Raw genomic sequence first — 25,887 nt, 5'->3', positions numbered from 1 at the left:
ATCTGACACTCTGGCGAGATGCCATTTCCTGATCGTTTGGATGGCTTTTTAAGGCGGTCAGGCGACTTGGCTGAGCGCACCTATCCAGCGGGTCCATGCCGCGATGAAATCGCCGGATTTGCCTTGAGGTTTAAACACTTGCCGCCAGACGCTCGCCAGGCCGGGCAGGTCGTCAGCGGCGGGGAGGTTGCTGATTTCCGCCTCCACCAGCAGCCAAGCGATGGCGGTGGCGTAGCGCAGGTTCACGGTGAGTTCCAGATGAGGGGCCGCGAGGAAGGCATGCTGGCTGGCCAGGCCGCGCACCAGGCTGGCGAGGTCCGGGTCCTTGGCCAGGTACAGGTCCCAGAGCCGCTGGTGGCTGGCCTCGTCGATGCGGTAGAGGCCATGGCCCTGACGATCGTCGAGGGCCGCGCCGAGCGCGGATTGGCTGGCGGCCACTCCCAGCAGCAGGGCTTCGGCGGAGACGGATGGGCGCCCCAGGTAGAGCAGGGTAGGGCGGATGACGTGCTTGCACAGTTCGCTTGCGGCAATACCCATGACAGCCCTCGCGACATCGATGGCCGGCGGGGGCCTGGGCGCTTGGCAGCTTCTCGTTCTGTGAGGGCCCCGCCGGGAGCGAACTTAGCCGCTCGATTTGAAGTGTAGTGCGATAAGTTGGCTGTAAAGGGCTGTTTTTAAATCATTTCCACACATTGGTTATGAGCCATATGTCGTTCGGTAGTAAGCCGTGGCAGGCAGGGTGTCGGGCAACCGGAACGCTAAAGGGCTCGCATCCGATGCGCGAATGGCTCAGTCGCCGGTCGCCACCGGGCGCGCAGGATCGGTGATCCATTCGCTCCAGGACCCGGCATAGAGCGGTGCGAGGGGATAGCCGGCGAGACAGAGGGCGAACAGGTTGTGGCAGGCGGTGACGCCGGAGCCGCAGTAGGCCACCAGCCGTTCCGGGGAGCGGCCCTCGAGCAATGCCGCGAAGCGCTGGCGCAACTGATCGGTCGGAAGGAAGCGGCCATCGCTGCCCAGGTTGTCGGTGAACGCTGCGCAGCGCGCGCCGGGAATATGGCCGGCCACCGGGTCGATCGGCTCCACCTCGCCGCGGAAACGGGGCAGGGCACGGGCGTCCAGCAGGGCCAGTTGCGGGTCGTCCAGGCTCTGCCGAAGGGTCGTGGCATCCACCACCAGGGTCGGGTCGGGCTGTCCTTCGAAATGCCCCTGGCGTACGGCAGGCGTCTCGGTGGTGAGGGGAAGACCGGCCTCGCGCCAGGCTTTGAGTCCGCCATCGAGCAGGAAGACGCCGTCGCGCTTGCCGAGCCAGGCCAGCAGCCACCAAGCCCGTGCGGCAAAGGCGCCGGGGCCGTCGTCGTAGAGCGCCACCTGGCTGTCGCTATCCAGACCGCAATCGCGCAGGCGTTGCAGTAGCTGCGCGGGGTTGGGCAGCGGATGGCGTCCGGTCACGCCTTTTTCCACCGGGCCGGACAGGTCCCGCTCCAGATCGACGAAATAGGCGCCGGGAAGATGCCCTTCGGCATAGCTGCGCTGGCCGTAGGACGGGTCTTCCAGGGCGAAGCGGCAATCCAGGATCACCAGGCCGGGTTGGTCGAGGCGGTCGGCCAGTTGCTGCGGGCTGAGCAGTTGTGCGAGGGGCATGCGGACTCTCCTGTCGTCGGTCGGGCAGTGGACAGCATAGCGACGCCGGCAGCGGGCCGGCGTCGGCGAATCAATGGATCTTCAGCTTGCCGATACGGTCGTTTTCCAGGCTGCCGAGGTAGAGGTAGTCGCCCACCGGCTTGGCCGAGGTGATCAGGCGCAGGTGACTGCCGCTGGTGTCGTGCAGGCTGCGGACGATCTTGCCGTTCTCGTCGAGGGCGATAACCAGTCCGTAGGCGACGGCTTTCGGCCAGAGCGCGCGCGGCAGCTTGGCCAGTTGCGCTTTCAGCCAGGGGTTGCGGTGGAGGAAGTCCGCGTCGCTCTTGCGCGGGCTGGGCAGCGCCACCCAGAAAGTACCGGCGCGATCGCCCTGGAGGTTGTCCGGCAGGCCCGGCAGGTTGTCGATGAACACATCGTGCTGGCCGGCTTTCTCGCCCTTCAGCCAGTAGCGGGTGATGCGGTAGCGGTAGGTTTCGTTGACCAGCACGAAGTCTTCGTTAGCCGAGAGCGCGACGCCATTGGCGAAGTACAGGTCATCGAGCAGGACCTCGGTGACGCCGGTGGCCGGGTCATGGCGCAGCAGGCGGCCGTGGGGGCGGGCTTCGAGCAGGTCCAGCAGGTAGTCGGGTTGCTCGAATTTCGAGGAAGCGTCGGTGAAGTAGATGCGCCCGTCGCTGGCGATGTCGAGATCGTCGGTGAAGCGGAAGGGAACGCCGCCGGCTTCGGTGGCGAGCACCTTGATCTGTCCTTGCGGGTCGATGCTGAGCAGGCCCTTGTAGGCGTCGGCGAGGATCAGGTTGCCGGCGGCGTCGAAATCCATGCCCAGCGGGCGGCCGCCGGTTTCGACGAAGGTCTCCACCGCGCCGTCGGTGCCGATGCGCACCACCCGGCCATCGTGCAGACCGGCGTAGACCCGGCCTTGGGTGTCCACGGCGGTGTCTTCGGGGCCATGGATCTGACCCTGGCCGAGCAGTTCGGCCTTCATCAGGGTGTCGTTGGGCTCCAGGACGCCGGTCATGGTCGGCGCCGTGGGTGCCTCCCAGGCCAATGGGTCGATGGGGCTGGGGGTGGCGGCAAGATAGAGCGCGGCGGCGGCGATCAACACGACGACGAGGCCCAGGAACTTCTTCATGGCATTCCCTTAGCGTGAGAAAAAACGCCGCAGCATAGGAGGCCGGCGGGCCTCTCGGCAAGCCACGAATACCCGCCAACGATCCGGGTCGATATACTGGCCACTATTGTTAAGGAGTGCCGTGTGGCTATCGATATTCATTGGATCCGTGACGACGCCAGTCTGGCGCAGCGGTGCGCCGAGTGGCGGCGCCTGTCTTTTGTGGCCCTCGATACGGAATTCATGCGGGTCGATACCTTCTATCCCATGGCCGGCCTGGTGCAGATCGGCGATGGAGACAGTGCTTATCTCATCGATCCGCTACTGATCCGCGACTGGAGCCCGTTCGCCGCCCTGCTGGAAGACACGGCGGTGGTGAAGGTGCTTCATGCCTGCAGCGAAGACCTGGAAGTGTTGCTGCGCCTGACCGGTAGCCTGCCGGCGCCGCTGTTCGACACCCAGTTGGCGGCCGCCTACCTCAACCTGGGTTTTTCCATGGGCTATTCGCGGCTGGTCCAGGCCGTGTTGCAGATCGACCTGCCCAAGGACGAGACCCGTTCCGACTGGCTGCAGCGCCCGCTGACGGAAATGCAGGAGCGCTACGCCGCCGAGGACGCCAAGCACCTGGCCGAACTCTACGAAGCGTTGAATCCCCGCCTGTCCGACGAGAAACGCGCCTGGCTGCTGGAGGACGGTGCCGAACTGGTGGCCGGGCTGCGCCGGGAAGTCGACCCGGACGAGCTGTACCGCGAAGGCAAGCTGGCCTGGAAACTCTCCCGGGCCCAGCTCGGCGTACTGCGCGATCTCTACGCCTGGCGTGAGCGCGAGGCGCGCCGGCGCAACCTGCCGCGCAACCGCATCCTGAGGGAGCACACCCTGTGGCCGTTGGCCCGCTTCCAGCCGAGCGATCTGGTGGCCCTGGCGCGTATCGAAGACATGCATCCGCGCACCGTGCGCCAAGATGGCGAAACCCTGCTGAAACTGATCAAGAGCGCCGCGGCACAGCCGCCTGAGGCCTGGCCCGAGGCGCTGCCGGAACCCCTGCCACTGGAGGCTTCGGCGCTGATGAAGCGGCTGCGTGCCGTCGGCCAGCGCGAGGCGGAACGCCTGCAGATAGCGCCGGAACTGATGCTGCGCAAGAAAGTACTCGAGGCCCTGCTGAAGAGCGGCTACCCCAACGGTCCCTACCATCTGCCCGAATCGCTGCGCGGCTGGCGTCGCGAGCTGATGGGACAACAGCTGCTCGACACCCTGACCGGAGACCAGCCATGAAACGTATCTGCTCGATCTACAAGAGCCCGCGCAAGAACGAGATGTACCTCTATGTCGACAAACGCGAAGCGCTGAGCCGCGTGCCCGAAGGGCTGCTGGCGGCGTTCGGTCCGCCGCAGCACGCCTTCGACCTGCTGCTGACGCCGGAGCGCACGCTGGCGCGGGAGGATATCGACAAGGTCCTGGCGAATATCGAGAACCAGGGCTATCACCTGCAGATGCCGCCGGCGGAAGAGGAATACATCGAGCACCTGCCGGAAGAACTGCTGCGCATGAACGATCCGGTCTGAGCCGCGTTCTCCTTGTCTCCGTCGGATCTCGCCATGTCCATTCTGATTGCCGAACACCAGCACGCCCTTTACCGCGATTTACTGGCGGCTGCCGCGCCTGATCTGGTGCTTCGCAGCAGCGCCGATCCCGAGGAGCTGGCCCGGCTGGCCGGGGACTGTCCGATCTGGCTGGGCTGTCCGGACCTGCTGGTGCCCCTGCTGCGGCAAGGGCTGAAGCCGGCGTGGCTGCAGTCCACCTGGGCCGGGATCACGCCGATGCTGGCGTCCGAGTTGCCGCGGGACTATCGCTTGAGCCGGGCGGTGGGAATTTTCGGCCAGGTGATGGCGGAGTATGTCCTGACCTACATCCTGGCCCATGAGCGGCAATTGCTGGCGCGTCTGGCCAGCCAGGTCGAGCGGCGCTGGGACAACCGCCTGCCGCATAGTCTGGCAGGGCGTCGGGTCCTGATCGTCGGCAGCGGCGACATCGGCCAGAGTGTTGCGCGCTTCCTCCAGCCTTTCGGCGTCGAGCTGCACGGCATCGCCCGTGAGCCGCGCCCGCTCGAGCCGTTCCGGGAAGTCGCCGGGCTGCCGGAGCTGGCCGGGCAGGCGGCACAGGCGGACTACCTGATCAATCTGCTGCCGGATACCCCGGCGACCCGCGATCTGTACGATGCCGCGCTGTTCGCCCAACTGAAGCCCAGCGCCTTGTTCATTAATGCCGGGCGAGGAGTGGCGGTGGTCGATGCCGATCTGGTCGCGGCGCTGGAAGAAGGCCGGCTGGCGGGCGCGGTGATCGATGTCTGTCGCGAAGAGCCGTTGCCGGCGGAGCATCCGTTCTGGAACGCGCCACGCCTGCTGCTCACCGGCCACAGTTCGGCGCCGACCCTGCCGGGCCCCATGGCGGAACTGTTCCTCGACAACCTGCAGCGTTACCGCCGCGACGAGCCCTTGCGTGGCCAGGTGGATTTCCAGCGCGGCTATTGAGATACGGGTCATTGGCTGCCAATCGCAAGGCCCATTTGTCGTGCCCATCCTTGGCGTCGGCCGGGCTGGCCGTTAGACTGCGCGCCTTCCGCCCCGCCGTCCGATGTGCCATGGCCGCCAAAGTCGAACCCTTCTGGAAACGCAAGACCCTCGCCCAGCTCGATCAGGATGAGTGGGAGTCGCTGTGCGACGGCTGCGGCCTGTGCTGCCTGCAGAAGCTCGAGGATGAGGACGACGGCAGCGTCTACTACACGCGCATCGCCTGCAAGCTGCTCGACCTCAAGACCTGCCGCTGCACCGACTACCCGAACCGTCGGCAGAGCGTGCCCGACTGCATCCAGCTCACTCCGGCCCAGGCCGACCAATTCCAGTGGTTGCCGCCGACCTGCGGTTATCGTCTGGTGGCCGAAGGCAAGGACCTGCTGCCCTGGCACCCGCTCGTCTGCGGCGACCCCGAGGCGGTGCACAAGGCCGGCATTTCCCAGTCCGGCAAGATGCTCAGCGAAAACAGCGTCTCCGAGGACGACTGGGAAGAGCATCTGATCTTTCGCGCCGGCTGAGCACGCGGTCGAGCCGGTTCGATTCCGACCGAGCCGTTCTGTATCCTGCCTTGTCTATGGATTGATCCTCCTCATCAAGGAACCACCTCCATGCCCGTTTGCCCGAAGTCCCTGCTGTCTGTCGTGTTGCTGGCACTGAGCAGCCCGTCGTGGGCGGCCAAGAAAGTCGATCTGGATTATCACGTGCGCTTTCTGCCCGAAAGCGACCAAGCCGAGGTCCGTCTGACCCTGGAACGTGGCGAGGCCGTCACCAGCCTCGATTTCGACCTGGGCGACAAGGGTTACTACAGCGATTTCCAGGCCGATGGCCAATGGCAGCCGAACGGCGACAGTCGCGGTGTCTGGCTGCCGGCGAAAGGCAAGGCCAGTCTCAGCTACCGGGTGAAGGTCAGTCATCCGCGGCAGGACGACCGCTTCGATGCCCGCATGACGGAAAACTGGGCCTTGCTGCGGGGTGACGATCTGGTGCCGAGCGCTCGCTTGAAGCAGCAGGACGGCATCGAGCTGGTCTCGCGTCTGACTTTCGAATTACCCAAGGGCTGGAAGAGCGTGGAAACCGGCTGGCCGCGCATCGGCAAGAACCGTTTCCGCATTCATAACCCGTCGCGCAAGTTCGATCGCCCGACCGGCTGGATGCTGGCCGGCAAGCTCGGCACTCGTCGGGCGCGGTTGGGCGATACCGAAATCGCCGTGGCGGCGCCGGTGGGCGAGGGCATGCGGCGGATGGATGTGCTGACCTTGCTCACCTTCGTCTGGCCTGAAGCCCAGGCGGTATTCCCGCGCGACCCGGACAAACTGCTGATCGTCGGCGCCGGCGACCCCATGTGGCGGGGCGGACTGTCGGCGGGCAACTCATTGTTCATGCATGCCGACCGACCGCTGGTGAGCGAGAACGGCACCAGTTCGCTGGTGCATGAACTGGTGCACGTGTTCAGCCGCATCTCGGATACCGATCGCAGCGACTGGATTACCGAAGGGCTGGCCGAGTACTACGCCATCGAACTGATGCGCCGCGCCGGCGGGCTGGGCGAGGACCGTTACCAGAAGGGCCGCGAGCACCTGATCAAATGGAGCCGCGATGTGAAGAGCCTGCGCGGCGAGAACGCCACCGGTCCGGTCACCGCCCGCGCGGTACTGCTGTTGCAGGACCTGGACCGGGAAATCCGCCAGCGTACCCGGGAACATGGCGAGCGCTCCTTGGACGATGTCACCCGTGGCCTGATGCGCCTGGACAAGGCCAGCACCAAGGACTTCATCGAGATCAGCGAAAACGTCATGGGGGCGCCGTCCAAGGTGCTCGATACGCGTCTGCTTCGCTGAGGAAAGACCTCAGAGGCCGGCGCGCGGGCTGGTCAGCGAATCGTTGCCGGTCACCGTGGCGGTGGAGGTGGCGGCTTCGGCGCTGCTCCGCAAGGCACCCAGGTCGCTTCCCCGGACGTCCAGTTGCGCGTCGTGCAGGTGATCGCGTGCCTCGCTGATGGCGCGTTTCACGGCGCAGCGGCCGGTCAGCCCGCGTAGCAGCGTCATGCCGCCCATGGCCGCCTGCACCATTCCCACGATACCGCCTTTGCGCAATCCCTTGCCGAGCAGGACCAGCCCGCCGGCGATGGACGCGGTGCGCTCCCAGCCATGCACGTTGGGTTCGAAGGTATGCCGTTGGCCGGGCAGGCTCGAAGTCTTCATGGGCAGCTCCTGAAAAAGGGGTGTCACTAAGAAGTGACTGCTTGCGGGCGTAGCCGTTCGATTCCGCTCGAGTCGTGAAGGGATTTCACGATGGCTGGTGCGCTCCCGAAAAGAGAGGAAGGTTGAAGCGCCGCTCGAGGCCGAGGCGCCCCTGGTACGTCTGCCCGCTATCCAGCCAGCCACTGCGGACATAAAGAGCCATGGCCGCAGCGTTATGGGCGTCCACCGAGAGAGCCAGGCATCGCGCCTGTGGCCATGCGCGCATGGCGAGGCTGGGCAGCGCCGCCAGAGCCGACCGGCCGTATCCGCGACCTTGATGGCTCAGGTCGATTTGCAGCGCATGCAGGGTGATCGCGTCGTCCGGTGCCCAGGCAGGCGATAACGGCGGACGTTTGAGCAGCAGGAAACCTACCGGGCGCTCGTTGTGCAGTACGGCGAGTCCACGCAAATGACAGGGCGCCGCCTGTTCGCAGGCGCGGATGGCATCATCGATTCGCCCGGCAAAGGTTTGTTGTTCATTGTCGATCCGCAGTTCGGTAACGGCGAGGCGCTGGCGTGCCGACAGCTCATGCCAATCGCGTAGAACGATGTCATCCATGGGTTTCTTCCTGTAGGTCTGATCCGGGCCTTTCCGCGCGGGGTGGGGCGAACTCCGGATCGTCTGGGTCGTCCGAATCTGTAATCGACCCAGGATAGAAGGAGCAGCATATGTTTTCACGCTATCTGCGAGGGCTTGGGCCGCTGGAGGTGATCAAGCGCAGCGTCAAGGACTTCATCGACGACGAAATGCCGACCTATTCGGCCGCGCTGGCGTTCCAGATGTTCTTCTCGCTGTTCCCGTTCCTGATCTTCCTGATCGCCCTGCTGAGCTTCCTCGATCTGCAGAACTTCTTCGAGTGGCTGCGCCAGCAGGCGGCCCTGTTGCTGCCGCAGCAGGCCATGGATGAGGTGAACGCGGCCATCGACAAGATCATGGAACAGAAGAGTGGACTGTTCTCGATGGCGATCATCGTAGCGTTGTGGACGGCCTCGTCCGGGGTGCGCTCGGCCATGGACGCGATGAACAAGGCCTATGACGTGGAGGAGGGACGGCCGGCCTGGAAGCGTTTTCCCTTGTCGATCGTCTATACCGTCGGCATCGCCCTGATGCTGCTGATGGCGGCGGGCTTCATGATCATCGGGCCGGAGGTGATGAACTGGCTGGCCCACTACTTGGGGCTGGAGCAATTGATGGTGGTGATCTGGGCCTGGGTGCGCTGGCCCGTCGCGGTTCTCCTGCTGATCATGGCCCTGGCCCTGGTCTATTACGTGGTGCCCGACGTGAAGCAGCGCTTCCGTTTCATCACGCCGGGCTCGGTGCTGGCGGTACTGGTGTGGATCGTGGCATCGCTGGGGTTCGGCTTCTACGTGAAGAACTTCGGCAAGTACGACGCCATGTACGGCAGCATCGGCGCGATCATCGTCCTGCTGCTGTACTTCTACATTTCCGCCGCGGTGCTGCTGATGGGGGCGGAGCTGAACGCGGTGATCGAGCATCACCATCCCGAGGGCAAGGACCCGGGAGAAAAAACGCCGCCCTGATCGGCCCCGGCGTTACCGGGGCCGCTGTCGCTCATTCTCGTCCGAGCACCTTGAGCAGGAAACCGTATTCCAAGGCGACGTCGCGCAGCGCCTGGTAACGTCCGCTCATGCCGCCGTGGCCCGCGCCGAGGTCGGTCTTCAGCAGGAGGAGATTGTCGTCGGTCTTGTGGGCGCGCAGCTTGGCTACCCATTTCGCCGCTTCCCAATATTGCACGCGGCTGTCGTGGTAGCCGGCCACCGCGAGAATGGCGGGGTAGGCCTGGGCCCGGACGTTCTCGTAAGGGGCGTAGCCCTTGATCCGCTCGTAGACGTCCGGCTCGCGCGGATCGCCCCATTCCTCATACTCGGCGATCGTCAGCGGCAGGTCGGGGTTCTGCATGCTGTTCAGCACATCGACGAAGGGCACTTCGGCAATGGCCGCGGCGAACAGGTCGGGCCGCTGGTTGAGCACCGCGCCGATCAGCAGGCCGCCGGCGCTGCCGCCGCTGATGGCCAGCTGCGCGGGCATGGTGTAGCCCTCGGCAACGAGGAATTCCGCGCAGGCGATGAAGTCGCCGAAGGTGTTCTGCTTGTGTTCCAGCTTGCCGGCCCGGTACCAGGCTTCTCCCAGTTCGCCGCCGCCGCGCACATGGGCGACGGCGAAGACGAAACCGCGCTCCAGCAGGCTCAGGCGGGCATGGGAGAACCAGGGGTCGAGGCTCTCGCCATAGGCACCGTAGCCGTACAGGTACAGCGGCGCGGGCTGTCCCAGGGTATCGCGGCGGGCGACCAGGCTGATGGGAATCCGCGTGCCGTCCGCTGCCGTCGCCCAGAGCCTCTGGCTGACATAGGCATCGGCGTCGAACGGTCCTTCCACCGGGGTCTCCTTAAGCACCTGTTGTTCGCCATTGGCGAGGGCCAACTGGCGGATCTGCGCCGGCCGGTTGAGAGCTTCGTAGCGCAGGCGGATGACTGCGCTTTCGAACTCCAGGGTGTCCTGGACGTGCAGGCTGTAGGCGGCGTCGGGAAGCTGTACGCGGTAGGCAGGGGCACCCTGTGGATGGACTTCGATGATCGGCAAACCGCCTTCGCGCAGGCTCAGGGTCAGGGCTTCGGCGTTGAGGCTGAGGCCCTCCATGGTCACCGTGTCGCTGTGCGGAACCAGCGTCTGCCAGTGCTCGCGGCTCGGGGTTTCTTCGGCGGCGCGATAAAGGGCGAAGTTGATGCCGGCCTGGTTGCTGCGGATCAGCCAGGCCCAGTCGCCGCCCTGGCGGCCGTGGTCGGGGTAATACTCGTGGCCATCTTCGCGCGGTGCCAGGCAGACGAAGGCGTCGTGCGGCCGGTCGGCATCGAGGACCCAGGCTTCGCAGGTGGTCTTGCTGTTGCTCAGCAGGATCAGTTTGCGCTCGGAACTGGAGCGGTAGCAGTGAATGAAAAAGCGTCCGTCCGGCTCGTTGAAGATCAGCTCCGCCTCCCGCTCGCCGAGGCGGTAGCGGTACAGCTTGTGCGGCCGGTGGGTGTCATCCAGCTCGCCGAAGAACAGCGTCTGGTGGTCGTTGGCCCAAGTCATGCTGCCGTCGCAGTCATCGAAGGGCAGCTCCTCGACGTCGCCGCTGTGCAGGTCCTTGACGAACAGCCGGTAGATCTCGTCGCCGTTGGTGTCCAGGCTGTAGGCGAGGCGGTTGTGGTCGCGGGTGATGGTGAAGGCGCCGAGGGACAGGTAGCCGCCATTGGCCAGGGCATTAGGGTCGAGCAGCAGTTCCTCGCGGCTTTCGTCGACCATCAGCGAGCCGTCCGCCGGGCGCGGGCAACGATAGTGGCGCGGGTATTCGTCGCCCACGGTGGTGCGCTGGTAGTACAGGTAAGGCCCCCAGGGCGAGGGCAGGGACAGGTCGGTCTCGCGGATGCGGCCCTTGATTTCCTGGAACAGCGTTTCGCGCAGTTCGGTCTGGTCCGCGAGAACGGTATCGAGGTAGGCATTTTCGGCCCTGAGGTAGTCGAGCACCTCGTCGCTGTCGCGGTTCTCCAGCCAACGGTAGGGATCGTGGCTATCGTTGTCGATACGGGCGATGGGTGCTTGCATGCGTAAACTCTCCTGGGACGAACGACGGCGGACGCGCCGGACCGGTCAAAAGCCGTTATCATAAGCGCCCCTTTGTCAGCCCTGCCATGAATCGCCGCCGATGATCGAGAACGACTACACGCTTGCCTGGGCCGCCTACGGAGTCGCCGCGCTGGGCTGTCTCCTGGTCTGGTTCCGCCTTACCGGCTGGATGTGGCGGTGGTTGCGTGAGCCGCTGTGGCTGATCGGGGCTGTGTTGCTGCTGACCCCGACCATCGTCGAGCCGACCAAGGAGTTGTATGCGCCGGCGGTTGCGGTGCTCGCGCTGGACCTGCTGTTCAAGGTAGGCAACAACGCCTGGTACGCGGTTTCCGACTTGGCGATATTCGGCATGGTCGCGTTCGCCTGCTACCTGCTGCTGGTGGCCCTGCGCTGGCCGCTGGAGCGTTGGTTGAAAGGACGCCGCCAACCGGCACCGGCCGACGAGGACGAGCCGACCCTGCGCGAGATGATGAGCCGCGACGGTGCCGACGACGCGGATGTGCGCTACGACCGCAACGGCGACCGGCGGATGCGTTTGGAGCCCAAGCTGTAATTCCGCTTTCGTGAGGGCGTTCCGGCCGGGCACTTGCACCTCCGGAGCGAGCCGTTCAGCATGGGCCACTCGCTCAAGGAGGACCCATGAATTGCCCTTTCTGCGCTATCGCCGCCGGTCAGTTGCCCGCCCACCTGCTGCATGAGGACGAGCACTTCCTGGTCATTCTCGATATCTACCCGATACGCCCGGCCCATGTGCTGCTCGTCAGCCGCGAGCATGCGCCGCACCTGAGCGATCTCCCGCTGCCGGCGCGTGAGCGCCTGGTGGCGCTGGCGGAGCGAGTCCAGCGGGCGCTGCGGGCCTGCGGCCATGGGCGCGACGGGATCAACATCATGATCAACGACGGGCCGGCCTCCAATCAGCATGTCCCGCATTTCCATCTGCACCTGGTGCCGCGCCGGCTGGGCGATCTGCCCTGGTTGCTGTGGCGCATGCTGACGCGCTTCCTGCCGCTGGGCCGGAAAACCCTCCAGCGCCGTCTGGAAGGCGAGGCCGACGCCCTGCGCCAGGCGCTGCAGCGCGAGGCCTGACCATGTGCGAACTGCTTGGCATGAGCGCCAACGTACCCACCGATATCGTGTTCAGCTTCACCGGGCTGATGCAGCGTGGCGGCCGTACCGGCCCGCATCGGGATGGCTGGGGCATCGCCTTCTACGAAGGCAAGGGGCTGCGCCTGTTCCAAGACCCGGCGGCCAGCGCCGAGTCGGAAGTCGCCCGGCTGGTGCAGCGCTATCCGATCAAGAGCGAAGTGGTGATCGGGCATATCCGCCAGGCCAACGTCGGGCGCGTCTGTCTGGCCAATACCCATCCTTTCATCCGCGAGCTGTGGGGGCGCAACTGGTGTTTCGCCCATAACGGCCAGTTGGCGGGGCTGGACACCACGCCGGGGTTCTACCGGCCGGTGGGGGATACCGACAGTGAGGCGGCCTTCTGTGACCTGCTCAATCGGATTCGCTCGACCTTTCCCGAGCCGGTGCCGGTCGAGGCGCTGTTGCCGACGCTGGTCGAGGCTTGTGCCGACTATCGCCGCAAAGGCGTATTCAACTGCCTGCTGAGCGATGGCGACTGGCTGTTCAGCTTCTGCACCACCAAGCTGGCACACATCACCCGGCGCGCGCCGTTCGGGCCGGCCCGGCTCAAGGATGCCGAACTCACCGTGGACTTCCAGGCGGAGACCACGCCGAACGACGTGGTCACGGTGCTGGCCACCGAACCGCTGACCACCAACGAAACCTGGTCCCTCTACCAGCCCGGCGACTGGAGTCTGTGGCGCAACGGCGAATGCATCGCCCAGGGGCGGCGCGAGCCGGATGCCATTTCCGAGACGACACCATAAGGATCATCCATGCTGCGAAGCTATCTGCGTCTGCTGCTGTTCGGCCTGGGGCTGCTGGTCGGGGTCCAGGTTCCGGGGTTCATCGATGATTATGCCAAGCGGGTGGAGGCGCACCGGCTGGAGGCGCAGCAGGGGTTGAGCGGGTTCGAGGAAACGGCGCGGCGTTTTTTCAATGGTGATCTGAACGCGCTGGTGGCCCATTACCGGGCCAGTGACGATCCGGTTTTCCGCAACGATGCGCAGAGCATCGGGCGGCTGGTGGAGCGGGTCCGGTTGCTGGACCGCGAATCGCAGGCCATGCAGGGGCCTTGGTATGCGCAGGCCTGGCATGTGCTGGTCGATGCCGATCGCGCATTGCTCGACGAAACCTATCGAGCCTATCGCTATCAGGTTTTACTGGCGCCGCAAGCCATCGCCTGGGGGCTGGGGTGCGCCTTGTTGTTGGCCTGGCTGGTGGAAAGCCTGGTCCTGCTGCTGGCCATGCCCTTTTCCATGGGGCGCAGCAAACAGGTGCAGCAGCGACATTGGCGCTGACCATCGTTGCCCTGGCGTTCAGGGCTTCTCCATCACCCTCACATGGCGAACTGTCCGGCTTCCTCCTTCAGCGTCCTGGCCAGGGCCTGGAAGCCGTCGCTCAACAGCTGATCATTGCTGGAGGCATTGCTGACGCTGGCGCGCACATACTGCGGTACGGCACTGCGGCCGACGGCGAAGGCTTCGGCGGCGGTGATCAGGTAGTTCTTCTGCTTCAGATCGGCTTCGATCTCCGAGGCGCGCCAGGGCTCGGGTACTTCGATCCAGAAGTGCGGGCTCTGCGGGTGGGTGCGGTAGTTCAGGCCGAACAACAGGCCTTCCACCAGCGACTTGCGTCGGCTGATTTCGTGCACCTGCTGGCGGCGCAGCCTGTCGGCGGTACCGTCGTCGATCCAGTGGGTGGCGAGTTCCAGGGCCAGGGGCGTAGCCATCCAACAGGTCGCCCGCAACGAGGCCGCCAGCCGGCTCTGTAGCGAATTCGGCGCATGCAGATAGCCGACCCGCAATCCCGCCGCTACCGCCTTGCTCAGACTGCTGATGAGGATGGTTCGCTCCGGGGCATGACAGGTCAGCGGCAATGGGCGGTCTTCCACCAGCACGCCGTGGGCTTCGTCTTCGATGATCAGCAGGTTGTTGTCCCGGCAGACGCGGGCCAGTTCCTCGCGACGCTGCGGTGACAACACGGCGGTGGTCGGGTTCTGGATGGTCGGGGTGCAATACAGCGCGGAGATCCGGTTGCTGCGGCACAGCTCCTCCAGGGCGGCGGGAATGATGCCCTGTTCGTCCATGTCCACGCCGAGAATCTTGATCCCCAGGAAGCGCGCCGCAGTGATCAGCCCCGGATAGGTCAATTGTTCGGTGGCAATGGTGTCACCGGCGCGGAGCAGGGCGAGCAGGGCGCACAGCAGGCCATGTTGGCCGCCGTTGGTGCAGATGACCTGGTCGGCCTGGGGCTCGAAGCTGTCGTGGCCGAGCCACCGCGCACCGGCCATGCGATAGCGCGGCAGGCCCACGTCCGGCGTGTACAACGTCAGGTCCTGGAGGGTCTTCGGGTCGCTGGCGAAGGCCATCAGGCTTTCGGACAGGTAGTCGATCTCGTGCCCCGGAATGTGCATGTTCCGGCTCATGTCGTAGTACTGCTGGGGCTCATCGATGAAGTTGCGGAAACCCTCGTCGCGCTTGCGTTCCAGCCCGCGCCGGCGGACGAAGGTACCGTCGCCGACCCGCGCCACCACCAGGCCCATCCGCTCCAGTTCCGCGTAGACCCGGCTCACCGTGCCGATGGTGATGCCCAGGCGGTCGGCGAGTGCGCGATGGGGCGGCAGCTTGGCACCGGCTTCGATGGTGCCGTCGAGAATCTTCACTTCCAGTGCTTCGGCGAGCTTCTTGTACTTGGCACCCAGCCCGGATTCCAGAGCGCTCTGCAGTATTGACACCGTGTCAATAATTGGTTTGACAGCCATTTTTCGTCCTAATAGCCTGATTTGCACTGTATCAATAGATGGTTATAACCCGCTTGTAAACGGTCATTGCCACCCACTGAAAAAGGAATTGTCATCATGCCAATGTCCGCTGTAATTGGGAACACTGAGAAAACTCAGAATTTGTGGTTAGCAAAACTGATTACAGCGGCATTGTTTCTGGTGGTTTGCCTGAGCTGGGGAACGACTTGGCTGGGCATCAAGGTGGCGGTGGAAAGTGTGCCGCCGCTGACGTCGGCGGGATTGCGCTTCTTGATCGCTTTTCCGCTGTTCCTGATTTTCGCGCTGGTGCGTCAGGACCCGATCTTCTTTCCGCGCAAGCAAACCGGGTTCTTCGTGTTCGTGACGCTGACGTATTTCAGCATTCCCTATTACCTGCTCAATTACGGCGAACAGCATGTTTCTTCCGGATTGACCGCATTGCTGTTCAGCAGCATGCCGGTGTTCATCCTGATCTTCTCGTCGATGTTCCTGAAAGAGCGGATCTACACCTCGCAGATGGTTGGTATCGCCATCGGTTTCGCCAGCCTCTTCATGATCATCAAGACCCAGGGGTTGCACCTGGGGCATACCGGTATCTTCGGCGTGGCGGCGATCCTGGTGGCGGCGATCATGCATGGCTTCTGCTACGTGATCACCAAGCAGAAGGGCTCGGCGATCAGCGTGCTCACCTACAACACCCTGCCGATCGGCGTGGCCGGATTCCTGCTGTTCGTCAGCGGCCTGTGGCTCGAAAGCCCGGACCTGGGCGCGGTGACCCTGCGCTCCTGGACGGCCCTGGCCTACCTGGGCGTCATCGCGTCGGTGGGCGGCTTCATCGCCTACTTCATCCTGCTGAAGCGGCTCAGCCCGGTCATTCTGTCCTTCGTTTTCATCATCTTCCCGGTGTTCGCGGTGATCTTCGGCTCCTGGTACGAAGGGCAGCCCATCTCGTCGGACCTGGCCACCTATTCCGCAATCCTTCTCGCGGGTTTCGCCATCACCAAACTACCGGTGGAAAAGTTGCTGTCGAAAAATGCCAAGGAGCATTTGGGTTAACCATGGACTTTCTGAATAAAGAAAATCTCGAACGAATTTATCGCCATGCATCCCGTGCCTATCCCGAGGAATGTTGTGGATTCGTCTTCGCCAATGGCGGCGTGCATGAGGGAATGAATATTCAGAACGAACTGAATGCGCGCGATCCCGACATTTATCAGCGCACGGCGAGTACCGGTTACACCTTTTCGGTGTCTGACACGCTGATGCTGAACAAGAGTTTCCGCAGCGATAACCCGGTGACCGTCATCTACCACTCGCACCCGGACGTCGGCGCCTACTTCAGTAAAGAGGACGAAGACAAGGCGCTGTTTCTCGGGCAGCCCATCTACCCGGTGAAGTACCTGGTGGTGGATGTCCGCGAGGCCCGGCCTTGCGGCGCCAAATTGTTCGAGTGGGCGAATGACGGCTTTGTCTGTAGCCAGGAATTTTCTTGCTGATCAACGACCCTGCAAAAGGAGTTGTACATGAAGACGGTGATTTTTCCGGAAGTGTTGGCACGCGTAGCCAAGCTCCCGGGAACGGCCATTCCGGCCGAGGGGCGCACCCTGCGCGAGCTGGTCAACGCCATCTGTGAACGCCATGCCGAGCTGCGCGCTCATCTTTTCTACCAGAACGACAGTTTCAAGGAGCACTTCCTGCTGACCGCCAACGGTGGGTTGGTCGATCCGGACAGCGAGCTGCCGGAGGGCTGCGAAGTGGACATCATGCTGGCGACGTCCGGCGGGCTGGATGTGGACCAGTTGTCCAACGAGGAAATCAAACGCTACGTCCGCCATATCACCTTGCCGAACGTCGGCCGGGAAGGGCAGTTGCGCCTGAAGAAGGCCCGCGTGCTGATGATCGGCACCGGCGGGCTGGGTTCGCCGATTTCCCTGTACCTGGCGGCCGCCGGAGTCGGCACCCTGGGCCTGATCGATTTCGACGTGGTCGAGTCGAGCAACCTGCAGCGGCAGATCGTCCATGGCACCAGCACCCTGGGCCTGCCCAAGGTGGAGTCGGCGAAGCGACGGCTGCTGGACATCAACCCGGACATCCGGGTGATCCCCTACAACTGCGCGCTGAATGCCGATAACGCCTTGCCGCTGATCGCCGAATACGATCTGGTGGTGGACGGCTCGGACAATTTTGCCACCCGCTACCTGATCAACGATGCCTGCGTGATGTTGAACAAACCCTTCGTGTACGGGGCGATCTACCGGTTCGACGGGCAGATCAGTGTATTCAACCATCAGGACGGGCCTTGCTACCGCTGCCTGTTCCCCAAGAGCCCGCCTCCCGAGCTGGCGCCGAATTGCAGCGCCGGCGGGGTCATCGGCGTGCTGCCCGGCGTAGTCGGCATGATCCAGGCCACCGAGGCGGTCAAGCTCATCCTCGGCATCGGCGAACCGTTGTCCGGCCGCCTGATGCGTTTCGATGCGCTGTCCATGCGTTTCAATGAAATCCGTTTCGCCAAGCGCGCCGATTGCCCGGCCTGTTCGGCGAACCCCAGCATCACCTCGTTGCGCGAAGAGCAGCAGGTCTGCGCCAGCAGCCTGCCTTCGCAGCCGCTGCTGGCGGCGGACGCCTACATCGAACCCAAGGCCCTGCAGCGGATTCTCCATGAGCGCCGCGAAGACGCCGTGCTGCTGGACGTGCGGGACGCCAACGAATGCGAGGTCTGTTCCCTGGAGGGATCGCTGAACATCCCGTTGAGCGAGCTGGACCAACGCCTCGACGAACTGGACAAGGACAAGACCTACTACGTGGTCTGCTACGGCGGCAGCCGGGCGGAGCGCGCGGCGAGCAGGATGCTGGAGGCATCCATCGGCAACACCTTCGTGCTGGAGGGCGGGATCAAGCGTTGGGTGAGGGATGTCGATCCCTCGATGCCCATCTACTGACGGAGGGGCTTCGACGCGATGATCTACAACTCCTTGCTCCAGGCCATCGGCCAGACCCCCATCGTGCGCCTCGGTGCGTTCTCCGAAGAAGTGGGGCTGAATGTCTTCGCCAAGCTGGAGTCGCTCAACCCCGGCGGCAGCCACAAGGTGCGCATCGCTCTGGGCATGATCCAGGATGCCGAGCGCAAGGGCATCCTGGTGCGCGGCAAGCGCCAGACCATCATCGAGCCCAGCGGCGGCAACACCGGCATCGGTCTGGCCATCGCCGGCAACATCCTCGGCTATCGGGTGGTGCTGGTGATTCCGGACAACTACAGCCCGGAGAAACAAAAGCTGCTCAAGCTCTACGGTGCCGAGGTGGTGCTGTCGGACAGCCGCCTGGGCAACAACTCCCACGGCCAGAAAGCCATGGAGATGCAACTGGAGAACCCCGAGTATGTGATGCTCAACCAGCAGCGCAACGGGGCCAATCCGGAAACCCATCGGCAAACCACGGCCAAGGAAATCATCCGTTCCTTCGGCGAGAAGAGCATCGACTATTTCGTCGGCGGCATCGGCACCGGTGGGCACATCACCGGTATCGGCGAGACGCTGAAGGCACGCTGGCCGGACCTGCGGGTGTTCGGCGTGGAGCCGGAGGAGTGTGACCTGCTCAACGATCGTCACGCCCCGCACGAGATTCAGGGGCTGTCGGTGGGCATCGTACCGAGCATCCTCAACGTCTCGATTCTCGACGGCATGCTGAAAGTCTCCAAAGCCGAATGCGTCGAACGGGTGCGCACCACCATGCGCAGCGATGCCATCAGCCTGGGCATATCGTCCGCGGCCAACCTGGTGGCCATCGCCAAGCTGGCCCAGGAAATAAAAAAGGATGCGGTCGTCCTGACCGTCATCTACGACTCGGTGGATTCCTATCTGTCCTACTTCAGCTGAAAGCCAAGGGAGGGCGTATGTGGGGTTTTCTGCATAAGATTCACGTGCACGACAGGCTGCTCGACCATCTGGTCGATGCGTTGGATTTCGCTGAGGTGGAGCGTCTGTTCGGGCACCTCGACGGCATTCTGAAGGAGGCGGTGAGCCGCGTCTCCGAGGATCTCGAAGCCTATGCCTCGCGCGATCCGGCATCGGCCGGGCGCGAGGATGTCATCTTCGAAGCCTACGCCTCGTTCAAGGCTGTTCTTTATTACCGGCTGGCCCATCAGATCTGGATGCTGGAGGATGGCCTGGGTGGCCTGCGTGAAATCATCGCCCACAAATTGACCAACAAAGGCAAGATCGCCTCGGGGGTGGAAATCCACCCGGCGGTGCGCATCGGCCGCCGCTTCGTGCTCGATCACGCCTACGGCACCGTAATCGGCGAGACCTGCGAGATCGGTGACGACTGCTACATCCTCAGCGGCGTGACCCTGGGCGCCTCGGGTATCGCCAACAACCCGGAAACCAAGCGTCACCCGACGCTGGGCAACAACGTCGAGGTGGGGGCAGGGGTGCGGATACTCGGCCCCGTGCGCATCGGCGACAACGTGTTCATCAGCCCGTCTTGCGTGATCACCCAGGACATCCCGGCGAACAGCAAGGTCAGCATCGTCAATCAGGTACAGACCCTGAAGCATGGCGACCCAGCCGAGCGGACCGGGTTCTACAGCGCCTTCGCGGTCAGCGACCGCCTGTTCCTGCTGGGCGAGAAACTGGAGTTCAACGATATCTCGGTGGTCGATGCCGATCACCAGGCGTTGCCATTCCTCGCCATGGACCGTGCCAGCCAAGACAAGAACCACATCGAATACCGCTTGCGCTGGGATGCGCTGGGCATGGATGGCCCGATCAACTTCCCTCTCAATTTGCGGATTTCCAGCGCGTTGCAGGAAGTGACGCTGCTCAGCCCACCGGGCCTGGATGCCCTGGTGCGCAGCGTCGTCGACCCTCGAATCCCGACCATAGGTGGCTGACATGGACCCCCGACTTGAAACGCTTTGCCTCTTCGACGATGCGCCTTACCTGCGCACCTTCACCGCCGACGTGGTAGCCGTAAGCGATCTCGGCGTAGCGCTCGACCGCACCCTGTTCTATCCCACCGGTGGCGGGCAACCAGGCGATGTCGGCAACTTCATCCTGGCCGACGGCTCCTATGCCATGGTGCTCGGTACCCAGCGCGACCCGGAACAGCGCTCGCTGATCTGGCATCAGGTGGACTGCGACCCGTATCGCTTCGCGGTCGGCCAGACCTTGCAAGGGTGCATCGACTGGGACCGGCGCTACCAGCACATGAAAATGCACACCTGCCTGCATCTGCTCTGCTCGATCATCGATGCGCCGGTGACCGGTTGCAGCATTTCCCCTGACAAGGGGCGCCTGGACTTCGATCTGCCGGAATCGACTCTGGAGAAGGACGCCATCACCCACGCCCTGAACGAGTTGATCCTGTGCGACTTCGAGGTGCTGGCCAAGCGGATGCCCGCCTCGGAATACGCGGCCATCCTGGAAATGGCGCGGACCAAATCCGTCGCGCCGCCGGTGTTCGGGGATTCGGTGAGGGTGATCGAGATTCCCGGCGTGGATATCCAGCCCTGCGGCGGGACTCATGTCGCGCACACCGGCGAAATCGGCCGGGTGGTTTGCGACAAGATCGAGAAGAAGAGCAAGCACAACCGCCGGGTGGTGCTGCGCTTCGCGGAAATGGCCGCGGCGGACTGACGGTAGCGGAGTAGGGCAAGGCGCCGAGGGATGGCGCCTTGTCCGGCGCTCACTTGGACAGGAAGCGCATGCCTTCTTCCAGGCCGCGCAACGTCAGCGGGAACATCTGATCGTGGATCAACTCGCGGACGATATTGGTCGAGGCGGTGTAGTTCCAGGTGTCCTTCGGATACGGGTTGATCCAGATGAGCTTCTTGTACTTCTCCATGAAGCGCTGCATCCACACGTAGCCGGCTTCTTCGTTCCAGTGCTCGACGCTGCCGCCGGCCTGGGTGATTTCGTAAGGCGCCATGGCCGCGTCGCCGACGAACACCACCTTGTAGTCCGGGCCGTACTTGTGCAGCAGGTCCATGGTCGAGGTGCGTTCGCTGGTACGGCGCAGGTTGTTCTTCCACACCGATTCGTAGATGAAGTTGTGGAAGTAGAAGTACTCCAGGTGCTTGAACTCGGTCTTGCAGGCCGAGAACAGCTCCTCGCAGACCTTCACGTGGGCGTCCATCGAGCCGCCGATATCCAGTAGCAGCAGGAGCTTTACCGTGTTGCGGCGTTCCGGGCGCATCTGGATGTTCAGCAGGCCGGCGTCCTTGGCGGTGTGATCGATGGTGCCGTCGATATCCAGCTCTTCCGCCGCCCCCTCGCGGGCGAACTTACGCAGGCGGCGCAAGGCGATCTTGATGTTGCGCGTGCCCAGCTCGACCTGGTCGTCGAGGTTCTTGTACTCGCGTTGGTCCCACACCTTGACCGCCTTGCCCTGGCGCTTGCCGGCATCGCCCACGCGGATGCCCTCGGGGTTGAAACCACCCGAGCCGAATGGGCTGGTGCCGCCGGTTCCGATCCATTTGTTGCCGCCGGCGTGCTTCTCCTTCTGCTCTTCGAGGCGCTTCTTGAATTCCTCGATCAGCTTGTCCAGTCCGCCCAGGCTCTGGATCTGTGCCTTTTCCTCGTCGGTCAGCAGGCGTTCGAATTCCTTGCGCAGCCATTCTTCGGGGATCAGCGCCTTCAGGTAGTCGTCAATCTTCTCCAGGCCTTTGAAATAGGCACCGAAGGCGCGGTCGAACTTATCGAAGTGGCGCTCGTCCTTGACCATGACGGTGCGGGCGAGGAAATAGAACTCGTCCATGTCGGCGAACACCACCTTGTGTTCGAGCGCATTGATCAGGTCGAGCAGTTCGCGCACCGAGACCGGTACCTTGGCGGCGCGCATTTCATTGAACAAGCCAAGCAGCATGTTGACCTCGGGTCGTGCCCGTCATGAGCACGAAAAAGGGAGTTCAGAGATCGCCCCGATGCTGGGGCAGGCCATCGCGGATCTCGTACCAGGCGGCCTTCGAGTCGACATAGATGTGCGACTGCTCCGGCACGCCCAGGGGCGAATCGAGGGTGCCCGCGGCAATGCCCAGTTCGTTCTCGCGGTTGTCGACGAACTGCAGCGTGGCGCCGCAGTTCTTGCAGAAGGTCCGCGTCACATGGGGAGAGGAGTGGTAGACGCCGAGCTGGTCCTTGCCCTTGGTGATGTGGAAAGCATCCAGCGGAACGCCGGCATAAGTGGCGAAGGCTGCACCGTGTGCCTTGCGGCACATGCTGCAATGGCAATGGGTAAGCGACGCGATGGGCGCATCGATACGGTATTTCACGCTGCCACAGAGGCAACTGCCGGTATACATGGCTCTTCCTCCTCTCCGATCCTGTCGTCCCGCCCCGTGGGGCGGCGTCAATCAGCGGCTGGCGCGACGGCTCATGAACGCCAGACGTTCGAGCAACTGCACATCCTGCTCGTTCTTCACCAGGGCACCGGCCAGCGGCGGGATCGCCTTGGTCGGGTCGCGCTCGCGCAGCACGGCCTCGCCGATTTCGTCGGCCATCAGCAGCTTCAGCCAGTCGACCAGCTCCGAGGTGGAGGGTTTCTTCTTCAGGCCGGGCACCTTGCGCACGTCGAAGAAGATGTCCAGTGCTTCGCTGACCAGCGACTGCTTGATGTTTGGGAAATGCACGTCGACGATCTTCTGCAGGGTGTCGCGGTCCGGGAAGGCGATGTAGTGGAAGAAGCAGCGGCGCAGGAAGGCGTCCGGCAGCTCCTTCTCGTTGTTCGAGGTGATGATGATGATCGGACGCTGCTTGGCCTTGATGGTCTCGTTGGTCTCGTAGACGAAGAACTCCATCTTGTCGAGTTCCTGCAGCAGGTCGTTGGGGAACTCGATATCCGCCTTGTCGATCTCGTCGATCAGCAGGATGACCCGCTCGTCGGCCTCGAAGGCCTCCCACAGCTTGCCCTTCTTGATGTAGTTGCGCACGTCGTGGACCTTGTCCACGCCCAGCTGGGAGTCGCGCAGGCGGCTGACCGCGTCGTACTCGTAGAGCCCCTGGTGCGCCTTGGTGGTGGACTTGATGTGCCAGGTGATCAGCCTGGCGCCGAAGGACTCGGCCAGTTGCTCGGCGAGCATCGTCTTGCCGGTGCCCGGCTCGCCTTTCACCAGCAGCGGACGTTGCAGGGTGATGGCGGCATTGACCGCGAGCTTGAGGTCATCGGTGGCGACGTAGGACTGAGTGCCTTCGAACTTCATCGGGTAATCCTCGAACGTGACGCCCGGCGGGAATACCGGCCGGTTCAGTAATTGGAAAAGGCGACTATAGCGCGAGGTCTGCGCGACTGTGAACGCAGACGGGGCATTCAGTCACTGAATGGCAAGTCACCCGCTGTCCGTATCGTTCTTTTCCAGTGCCCGTTCGAAACGCGGCGTGAACGCCTCGACGAATGCGTTGTGCAGGATCGCCAGGAAGGCCTGCAGCGGGCTGATTTCCTTCTGCTGGAGATTACCGGACAGTTCGATGCGGGTTGCGAACTGATCTTTCCGCTGGTTTTTCAGGATGGTCTCGCCGCCGCCGACCAGGGCTTCCCAAAGGCCGCGGAGGAAGCCTTTTTCCTCGTTGTCCATGTCCTGCTTCCAATTGAAGACTTCGACGTGACGCAGCAGCGGCTTGATGTAGCCGCTCAACTGGTTGTTCTCCGCCTCGGCTTCGATCACCAGGTCGCCGCGGCCGGCGGCGAAGTCGAAACGACCGTAGGCGCGGGCGAAATCGTTCAGGCGGGTGAGGTCGACGTCGGTGACGCGCAGCCGCAACTGGAAATCCTCCAGGTTGCTCAGCGGCTTGAAGTCCGCCTCGGCCTCCAGCGGGGCCTGCCCCAGCACTTGGGCGCGGCCTTCCAGATGGGCGACACGCTTGCCTTTCTGGTCCAGGTTGGTGAGGTTGTAGACGCTGGCATTGATTGCGGTGGCTTTCAGATCCACCGGTGGGTCGGACTTGAAGTTGCGGAAGCTGACCTGTCCATCCACCACTTTCAGTTCATGCAGCGTGATCGGCAGCAGCTTTTCCAACTGAGCCCGCCAGTTGACGCCTTCACCGGTCTGCGACTCTTCGCGGGTGCCGCCATCGACGAAGTTCAGCTCGGGGCGTTCGAATTCCACCCGGCCCACCACCGCGCGGTCATACCAGAGCGCGCGCCCGCTGATCGACAGGTCGATGCGCGGCGCATCGAGGAAGGGGACGGGGATGTCGCGGTCGATCTTGACGATCTTCAGGCCGTCGATCCGGTAGCCGCCGCGCCACCAGGCGAGGTCCACGTCTTCGATCCGGCCACGGTAATCGCCCATCACGGCGAGCTTGTCGTTCAGGTAGTCGCGGATCACATACGGCAGGATGAGGTGGGCCAACACCAGCAGCAGGGCCAGGCTCAGCAGGATCAGGATCGGCAGGCGATAGCGTCTCTTCATATTCTGGGTTGACCATCCGTGCGGTTACCGGTTCCGGCGCGCTGGACGGCGCCGGATCGGCGTCTTAGGCTTGAAGGCCACCGACAGAGCCTCTTCCGGAAAGGACACGACCATGAGCCGCATCTTCGCAGACAACTCCCAGTCCATCGGTAACACGCCGCTGGTCATGATCAACCGCCTGGGGCCCAAGGGCGTCACGCTGCTGGCCAAGATCGAAGGGCGTAACCCGGCCTATTCGGTGAAGTGCCGGATCGGCGCCAGCATGATCTGGGATGCCGAGGAGCGCGGGGTGCTCAAGCCGGGCATGACCCTGGTCGAACCCACCTCCGGCAACACCGGCATCGGCCTGGCCTTTGTCGCCGCCGCGCGGGGCTACAAGCTGATGCTGACCATGCCGGCCTCCATGAGCCTGGAGCGGCGCAAGGTGCTCAAGGCGCTCGGTGCCGAGCTGGTGCTGACCGAGCCGGCCAAGGGCATGAAGGGCGCCATCGAGAAGGCGGCGGAAATCGCCGCATCCGACCCCGCGAAGTACTACATGCCGCAGCAGTTCGATAACCCGGCCAACCCGGCGATCCACGAGAAGACCACCGGGCCGGAAATCTGGAATGACACCGACGGCGGCATCGATGTGTTGGTCGCCGGGGTCGGCACGGGCGGCACCATCACCGGTGTGTCGCGCTACATCAAGCAGGTCAAAGGCAAGAAGATTCTCTCGGTGGCGGTGGAGCCGATCAGCTCTCCGGTGATCAGCCAGACCATGGCCGGCGAGGAGGTCAAGCCCAGCCCGCACAAGATCCAGGGGATCGGCGCCGGTTTCGTGCCGAAGAACCTGGACCTGTCCGTCGTCGATCGCGTCGAGCAGGTCAGCGACGATGAAGCCAAGGCCATGGCCCTGCGGCTGATGAGGGAGGAGGGCATCCTCTGCGGGATTTCCTGTGGCGCCGCCATGGCCGCTGCGGTGCGCCTGGCCCAGCATCCGGAGATGCAGGGCAAGAACATCGTGGTGATCCTGCCGGACTCCGGCGAGCGCTACCTGTCGAGCATGCTGTTCGAGGGTCTGTTCAGCGAGCAGGAGATGGTGCAGTAAGGCCACTGCGTGCGAAATGCCGCTCCGGGCTGGCCAAGTGCGGCCTGGGCGGCTAGAGTCTTGGCATTCGCCGCCGCGAGCGGCTTTCACTCTGGCAATTCTCCATGACGATCGGACGACAATCACAGGCATTCGCTGCTGCACCGGAGCATTCCGGCGCCGTGCCGTCGTCGGTCGTTTCCAACCTCGCTCCGCCACCTGTCGGCGCGCCTCCGGCGCACCGTTCTCCGCCGCCGCCCGCCAGCTGCTGACGCTGGCCGGCTGAGCCGGCGTTCCCTTGCGAAATCATTGCCGTCGTCGGCTTGCCGACGGCGCGCT

General features: G+C 63.8%; 26 protein-coding genes and 1 pseudogene. 16 read left to right on the top strand and 11 right to left on the bottom strand.

All coding sequences use genetic code 11. The annotated features are described in order from the left end of the window. Window positions 1–57: 57 nt before the first annotated feature. The 3 genes from PIN01S_RS25050 to PIN01S_RS25040 form a co-directional block, all read right to left on the bottom strand. Window positions 58–537: a hypothetical protein gene (locus tag PIN01S_RS25050; RefSeq protein WP_084339635.1), complete on the bottom strand. Its 480-nt coding sequence runs from the start codon at window positions 535–537 to the stop codon at window positions 58–60. Window positions 538–789: 252 nt separating this feature from the next. Further along, the gene (locus PIN01S_RS25045) at window positions 790–1,644 is read right to left on the bottom strand and encodes a sulfurtransferase (RefSeq protein WP_084339634.1); all 855 of its coding nucleotides are present in this window, start codon (window positions 1,642–1,644) and stop codon (window positions 790–792) included. A gap of 70 nt (window positions 1,645–1,714) precedes the next feature. Further along, on the bottom strand, window positions 1,715–2,776 hold the full coding sequence (locus tag PIN01S_RS25040) for an SMP-30/gluconolactonase/LRE family protein (RefSeq protein ID WP_084339633.1): 1,062 nt from the start codon (window positions 2,774–2,776) through the stop codon (window positions 1,715–1,717). A 123-nt stretch (window positions 2,777–2,899) separates the two neighbouring features. On the opposite strand from PIN01S_RS25040, the gene rnd reads away from it, so the two are divergent. The 5 genes from rnd (at window position 2,900) to PIN01S_RS25015 (ending at window position 7,163) form a co-directional block, all read left to right on the top strand. Continuing rightward, window positions 2,900–4,027, top strand: coding sequence for a ribonuclease D (gene rnd / locus PIN01S_RS25035; protein WP_084339632.1), 1,128 nt, complete (start codon window positions 2,900–2,902; stop codon window positions 4,025–4,027). Then, window positions 4,024–4,317 (top strand): YcgL domain-containing protein, encoded by a 294-nt coding sequence (locus PIN01S_RS25030; RefSeq protein WP_084339631.1) that lies wholly within the window; start codon window positions 4,024–4,026, stop codon window positions 4,315–4,317. The genes rnd and PIN01S_RS25030 overlap by 4 nt, the downstream gene beginning before the upstream one ends. A gap of 33 nt (window positions 4,318–4,350) precedes the next feature. Continuing rightward, window positions 4,351–5,283: a D-2-hydroxyacid dehydrogenase gene (locus tag PIN01S_RS25025; protein WP_084339630.1), complete on the top strand. Its 933-nt coding sequence runs from the start codon at window positions 4,351–4,353 to the stop codon at window positions 5,281–5,283. 110 nt (window positions 5,284–5,393) lie between these two features. Further along, window positions 5,394–5,843: a YcgN family cysteine cluster protein gene (locus tag PIN01S_RS25020; RefSeq protein WP_084339629.1), complete on the top strand. Its 450-nt coding sequence runs from the start codon at window positions 5,394–5,396 to the stop codon at window positions 5,841–5,843. 90 nt (window positions 5,844–5,933) lie between these two features. Further along, window positions 5,934–7,163 (top strand): hypothetical protein, encoded by a 1,230-nt coding sequence (locus PIN01S_RS25015; RefSeq protein WP_084339628.1) that lies wholly within the window; start codon window positions 5,934–5,936, stop codon window positions 7,161–7,163. 9 nt (window positions 7,164–7,172) lie between these two features. Here PIN01S_RS25015 and PIN01S_RS25010 read toward each other — a convergent pair whose 3' ends face one another. Further along, window positions 7,173–7,526, bottom strand: a complete 354-nt coding sequence (locus PIN01S_RS25010) for a YgaP-like transmembrane domain (protein WP_084339627.1) — start codon at window positions 7,524–7,526, stop codon at window positions 7,173–7,175. Window positions 7,527–7,611: 85 nt separating this feature from the next. After that, window positions 7,612–8,124 (bottom strand): GNAT family N-acetyltransferase, encoded by a 513-nt coding sequence (locus PIN01S_RS25005; protein ID WP_084339626.1) that lies wholly within the window; start codon window positions 8,122–8,124, stop codon window positions 7,612–7,614. A 110-nt stretch (window positions 8,125–8,234) separates the two neighbouring features. Here PIN01S_RS25005 and PIN01S_RS25000 point away from each other — a divergent pair, with 110 nt between their 5' ends. Further along, window positions 8,235–9,107, top strand: a complete 873-nt coding sequence (locus PIN01S_RS25000; RefSeq protein ID WP_084339625.1) for a YihY/virulence factor BrkB family protein — start codon at window positions 8,235–8,237, stop codon at window positions 9,105–9,107. A gap of 31 nt (window positions 9,108–9,138) precedes the next feature. Here PIN01S_RS25000 and PIN01S_RS24995 read toward each other — a convergent pair whose 3' ends face one another. Continuing rightward, on the bottom strand, window positions 9,139–11,169 hold the full coding sequence (locus tag PIN01S_RS24995) for a S9 family peptidase (RefSeq protein ID WP_084339624.1): 2,031 nt from the start codon (window positions 11,167–11,169) through the stop codon (window positions 9,139–9,141). Window positions 11,170–11,269: 100 nt separating this feature from the next. On the opposite strand from PIN01S_RS24995, the gene PIN01S_RS24990 reads away from it, so the two are divergent. From PIN01S_RS24990 to PIN01S_RS24975, 4 genes are all read left to right on the top strand, one after another. After that, window positions 11,270–11,743, top strand: a complete 474-nt coding sequence (locus tag PIN01S_RS24990; protein ID WP_084339623.1) for an MFS transporter — start codon at window positions 11,270–11,272, stop codon at window positions 11,741–11,743. 86 nt (window positions 11,744–11,829) lie between these two features. Next, entirely contained in the window at window positions 11,830–12,276 is a 447-nt protein-coding gene (locus tag PIN01S_RS24985) for an HIT family protein (protein WP_084339622.1), read from the top strand. A gap of 2 nt (window positions 12,277–12,278) precedes the next feature. Next, window positions 12,279–13,082, top strand: coding sequence for a class II glutamine amidotransferase (locus PIN01S_RS24980; protein ID WP_084339621.1), 804 nt, complete (start codon window positions 12,279–12,281; stop codon window positions 13,080–13,082). A 9-nt stretch (window positions 13,083–13,091) separates the two neighbouring features. Continuing rightward, on the top strand, window positions 13,092–13,616 hold the full coding sequence (locus tag PIN01S_RS24975) for a DUF2937 family protein (protein ID WP_084339620.1): 525 nt from the start codon (window positions 13,092–13,094) through the stop codon (window positions 13,614–13,616). A 38-nt stretch (window positions 13,617–13,654) separates the two neighbouring features. Here the strand turns inward: PIN01S_RS24975 and PIN01S_RS24970 are convergent, their stop codons facing one another. Beyond that, window positions 13,655–15,079 (bottom strand): aminotransferase-like domain-containing protein, encoded by a 1,425-nt coding sequence (locus tag PIN01S_RS24970; protein WP_084339619.1) that lies wholly within the window; start codon window positions 15,077–15,079, stop codon window positions 13,655–13,657. Between the two features lie 102 nt (window positions 15,080–15,181). Between PIN01S_RS24970 and PIN01S_RS24965 the strand changes: the two genes are divergently transcribed. The 5 genes and pseudogenes from PIN01S_RS24965 (at window position 15,182) to PIN01S_RS24945 (ending at window position 20,712) form a co-directional block, all read left to right on the top strand. Further along, entirely contained in the window at window positions 15,182–16,135 is a 954-nt protein-coding gene (locus tag PIN01S_RS24965) for a DMT family transporter (RefSeq protein ID WP_084339618.1), read from the top strand. A 2-nt stretch (window positions 16,136–16,137) separates the two neighbouring features. Beyond that, window positions 16,138–18,018: pseudogene (moeB, locus tag PIN01S_RS24960) on the top strand (molybdopterin-synthase adenylyltransferase MoeB). 18 nt (window positions 18,019–18,036) lie between these two features. Further along, window positions 18,037–18,951 (top strand): PLP-dependent cysteine synthase family protein, encoded by a 915-nt coding sequence (locus PIN01S_RS24955; protein WP_084339617.1) that lies wholly within the window; start codon window positions 18,037–18,039, stop codon window positions 18,949–18,951. Window positions 18,952–18,968: 17 nt separating this feature from the next. Next, a complete protein-coding gene (locus PIN01S_RS24950) occupies window positions 18,969–19,967 on the top strand; it encodes a serine O-acetyltransferase (protein WP_084339616.1) in 999 nt (332 codons plus the stop codon). Between the two features lies 1 nt (window position 19,968). Beyond that, window positions 19,969–20,712 (top strand): alanyl-tRNA editing protein, encoded by a 744-nt coding sequence (locus PIN01S_RS24945; RefSeq protein WP_084339615.1) that lies wholly within the window; start codon window positions 19,969–19,971, stop codon window positions 20,710–20,712. 49 nt (window positions 20,713–20,761) lie between these two features. Here the strand turns inward: PIN01S_RS24945 and PIN01S_RS24940 are convergent, their stop codons facing one another. From PIN01S_RS24940 to PIN01S_RS24925, 4 genes are all read right to left on the bottom strand, one after another. Next, window positions 20,762–21,940 (bottom strand): vWA domain-containing protein, encoded by a 1,179-nt coding sequence (locus tag PIN01S_RS24940; protein WP_084339614.1) that lies wholly within the window; start codon window positions 21,938–21,940, stop codon window positions 20,762–20,764. A 43-nt stretch (window positions 21,941–21,983) separates the two neighbouring features. Further along, window positions 21,984–22,376 (bottom strand): GFA family protein, encoded by a 393-nt coding sequence (locus tag PIN01S_RS24935; protein WP_084339613.1) that lies wholly within the window; start codon window positions 22,374–22,376, stop codon window positions 21,984–21,986. Window positions 22,377–22,427: 51 nt separating this feature from the next. After that, window positions 22,428–23,273: an AAA family ATPase gene (locus PIN01S_RS24930; protein WP_084339612.1), complete on the bottom strand. Its 846-nt coding sequence runs from the start codon at window positions 23,271–23,273 to the stop codon at window positions 22,428–22,430. A 126-nt stretch (window positions 23,274–23,399) separates the two neighbouring features. Then, window positions 23,400–24,482, bottom strand: coding sequence for a DUF748 domain-containing protein (locus PIN01S_RS24925; RefSeq protein WP_084339611.1), 1,083 nt, complete (start codon window positions 24,480–24,482; stop codon window positions 23,400–23,402). A gap of 112 nt (window positions 24,483–24,594) precedes the next feature. On the opposite strand from PIN01S_RS24925, the gene cysK reads away from it, so the two are divergent. Then, on the top strand, window positions 24,595–25,569 hold the full coding sequence (gene cysK, locus PIN01S_RS24920; protein WP_084339610.1) for a cysteine synthase A: 975 nt from the start codon (window positions 24,595–24,597) through the stop codon (window positions 25,567–25,569). The last annotated feature ends 318 nt before the right edge of the window (window positions 25,570–25,887 follow it).

Origin of the sequence: Pseudomonas indica NBRC 103045 (assembly GCF_002091635.1) — a bacterium.
In the GTDB taxonomy this organism is placed as follows: Bacteria; Pseudomonadota; Gammaproteobacteria; order Pseudomonadales; family Pseudomonadaceae; genus Pseudomonas_M; species Pseudomonas_M indica.
Note: the sequence above shows the minus strand (reverse complement) of the source record. Positions and strands in the feature narration are given on the sequence as shown.

What these genes read in the sequence shown, in the direction of transcription:
- PIN01S_RS25010 (WP_084339627.1), bottom strand. Translation starts at nt 7,526, where the DNA reads ATGAAGACTTCGAGCCTGCCCGGCCAACGGCATACCTTCGAACCCAAC.
- PIN01S_RS25050 (WP_084339635.1), bottom strand. Translation starts at nt 537, where the DNA reads ATGGGTATTGCCGCAAGCGAACTGTGCAAGCACGTCATCCGCCCTACC.
- PIN01S_RS25040 (WP_084339633.1), bottom strand. Translation starts at nt 2,776, where the DNA reads ATGAAGAAGTTCCTGGGCCTCGTCGTCGTGTTGATCGCCGCCGCCGCG.
- PIN01S_RS24945 (WP_084339615.1), top strand. Translation starts at nt 19,969, where the DNA reads ATGGACCCCCGACTTGAAACGCTTTGCCTCTTCGACGATGCGCCTTAC.
- PIN01S_RS25005 (WP_084339626.1), bottom strand. Translation starts at nt 8,124, where the DNA reads ATGGATGACATCGTTCTACGCGATTGGCATGAGCTGTCGGCACGCCAG.
- PIN01S_RS24975 (WP_084339620.1), top strand. Translation starts at nt 13,092, where the DNA reads ATGCTGCGAAGCTATCTGCGTCTGCTGCTGTTCGGCCTGGGGCTGCTG.
- cysK (WP_084339610.1), top strand. Translation starts at nt 24,595, where the DNA reads ATGAGCCGCATCTTCGCAGACAACTCCCAGTCCATCGGTAACACGCCG.
- PIN01S_RS24965 (WP_084339618.1), top strand. Translation starts at nt 15,182, where the DNA reads ATGTCCGCTGTAATTGGGAACACTGAGAAAACTCAGAATTTGTGGTTA.
- PIN01S_RS24950 (WP_084339616.1), top strand. Translation starts at nt 18,969, where the DNA reads ATGTGGGGTTTTCTGCATAAGATTCACGTGCACGACAGGCTGCTCGAC.
- PIN01S_RS25045 (WP_084339634.1), bottom strand. Translation starts at nt 1,644, where the DNA reads ATGCCCCTCGCACAACTGCTCAGCCCGCAGCAACTGGCCGACCGCCTC.
- PIN01S_RS24930 (WP_084339612.1), bottom strand. Translation starts at nt 23,273, where the DNA reads ATGAAGTTCGAAGGCACTCAGTCCTACGTCGCCACCGATGACCTCAAG.
- PIN01S_RS25030 (WP_084339631.1), top strand. Translation starts at nt 4,024, where the DNA reads ATGAAACGTATCTGCTCGATCTACAAGAGCCCGCGCAAGAACGAGATG.
- PIN01S_RS24955 (WP_084339617.1), top strand. Translation starts at nt 18,037, where the DNA reads ATGATCTACAACTCCTTGCTCCAGGCCATCGGCCAGACCCCCATCGTG.
- PIN01S_RS24970 (WP_084339619.1), bottom strand. Translation starts at nt 15,079, where the DNA reads ATGGCTGTCAAACCAATTATTGACACGGTGTCAATACTGCAGAGCGCT.
- PIN01S_RS25025 (WP_084339630.1), top strand. Translation starts at nt 4,351, where the DNA reads ATGTCCATTCTGATTGCCGAACACCAGCACGCCCTTTACCGCGATTTA.
- PIN01S_RS24980 (WP_084339621.1), top strand. Translation starts at nt 12,279, where the DNA reads ATGTGCGAACTGCTTGGCATGAGCGCCAACGTACCCACCGATATCGTG.
- PIN01S_RS25000 (WP_084339625.1), top strand. Translation starts at nt 8,235, where the DNA reads ATGTTTTCACGCTATCTGCGAGGGCTTGGGCCGCTGGAGGTGATCAAG.
- PIN01S_RS25015 (WP_084339628.1), top strand. Translation starts at nt 5,934, where the DNA reads ATGCCCGTTTGCCCGAAGTCCCTGCTGTCTGTCGTGTTGCTGGCACTG.
- PIN01S_RS24925 (WP_084339611.1), bottom strand. Translation starts at nt 24,482, where the DNA reads ATGAAGAGACGCTATCGCCTGCCGATCCTGATCCTGCTGAGCCTGGCC.
- PIN01S_RS25020 (WP_084339629.1), top strand. Translation starts at nt 5,394, where the DNA reads ATGGCCGCCAAAGTCGAACCCTTCTGGAAACGCAAGACCCTCGCCCAG.
- PIN01S_RS24990 (WP_084339623.1), top strand. Translation starts at nt 11,270, where the DNA reads ATGATCGAGAACGACTACACGCTTGCCTGGGCCGCCTACGGAGTCGCC.
- PIN01S_RS24940 (WP_084339614.1), bottom strand. Translation starts at nt 21,940, where the DNA reads ATGCTGCTTGGCTTGTTCAATGAAATGCGCGCCGCCAAGGTACCGGTC.
- PIN01S_RS24935 (WP_084339613.1), bottom strand. Translation starts at nt 22,376, where the DNA reads ATGTATACCGGCAGTTGCCTCTGTGGCAGCGTGAAATACCGTATCGAT.
- PIN01S_RS24995 (WP_084339624.1), bottom strand. Translation starts at nt 11,169, where the DNA reads ATGCAAGCACCCATCGCCCGTATCGACAACGATAGCCACGATCCCTAC.
- PIN01S_RS24985 (WP_084339622.1), top strand. Translation starts at nt 11,830, where the DNA reads ATGAATTGCCCTTTCTGCGCTATCGCCGCCGGTCAGTTGCCCGCCCAC.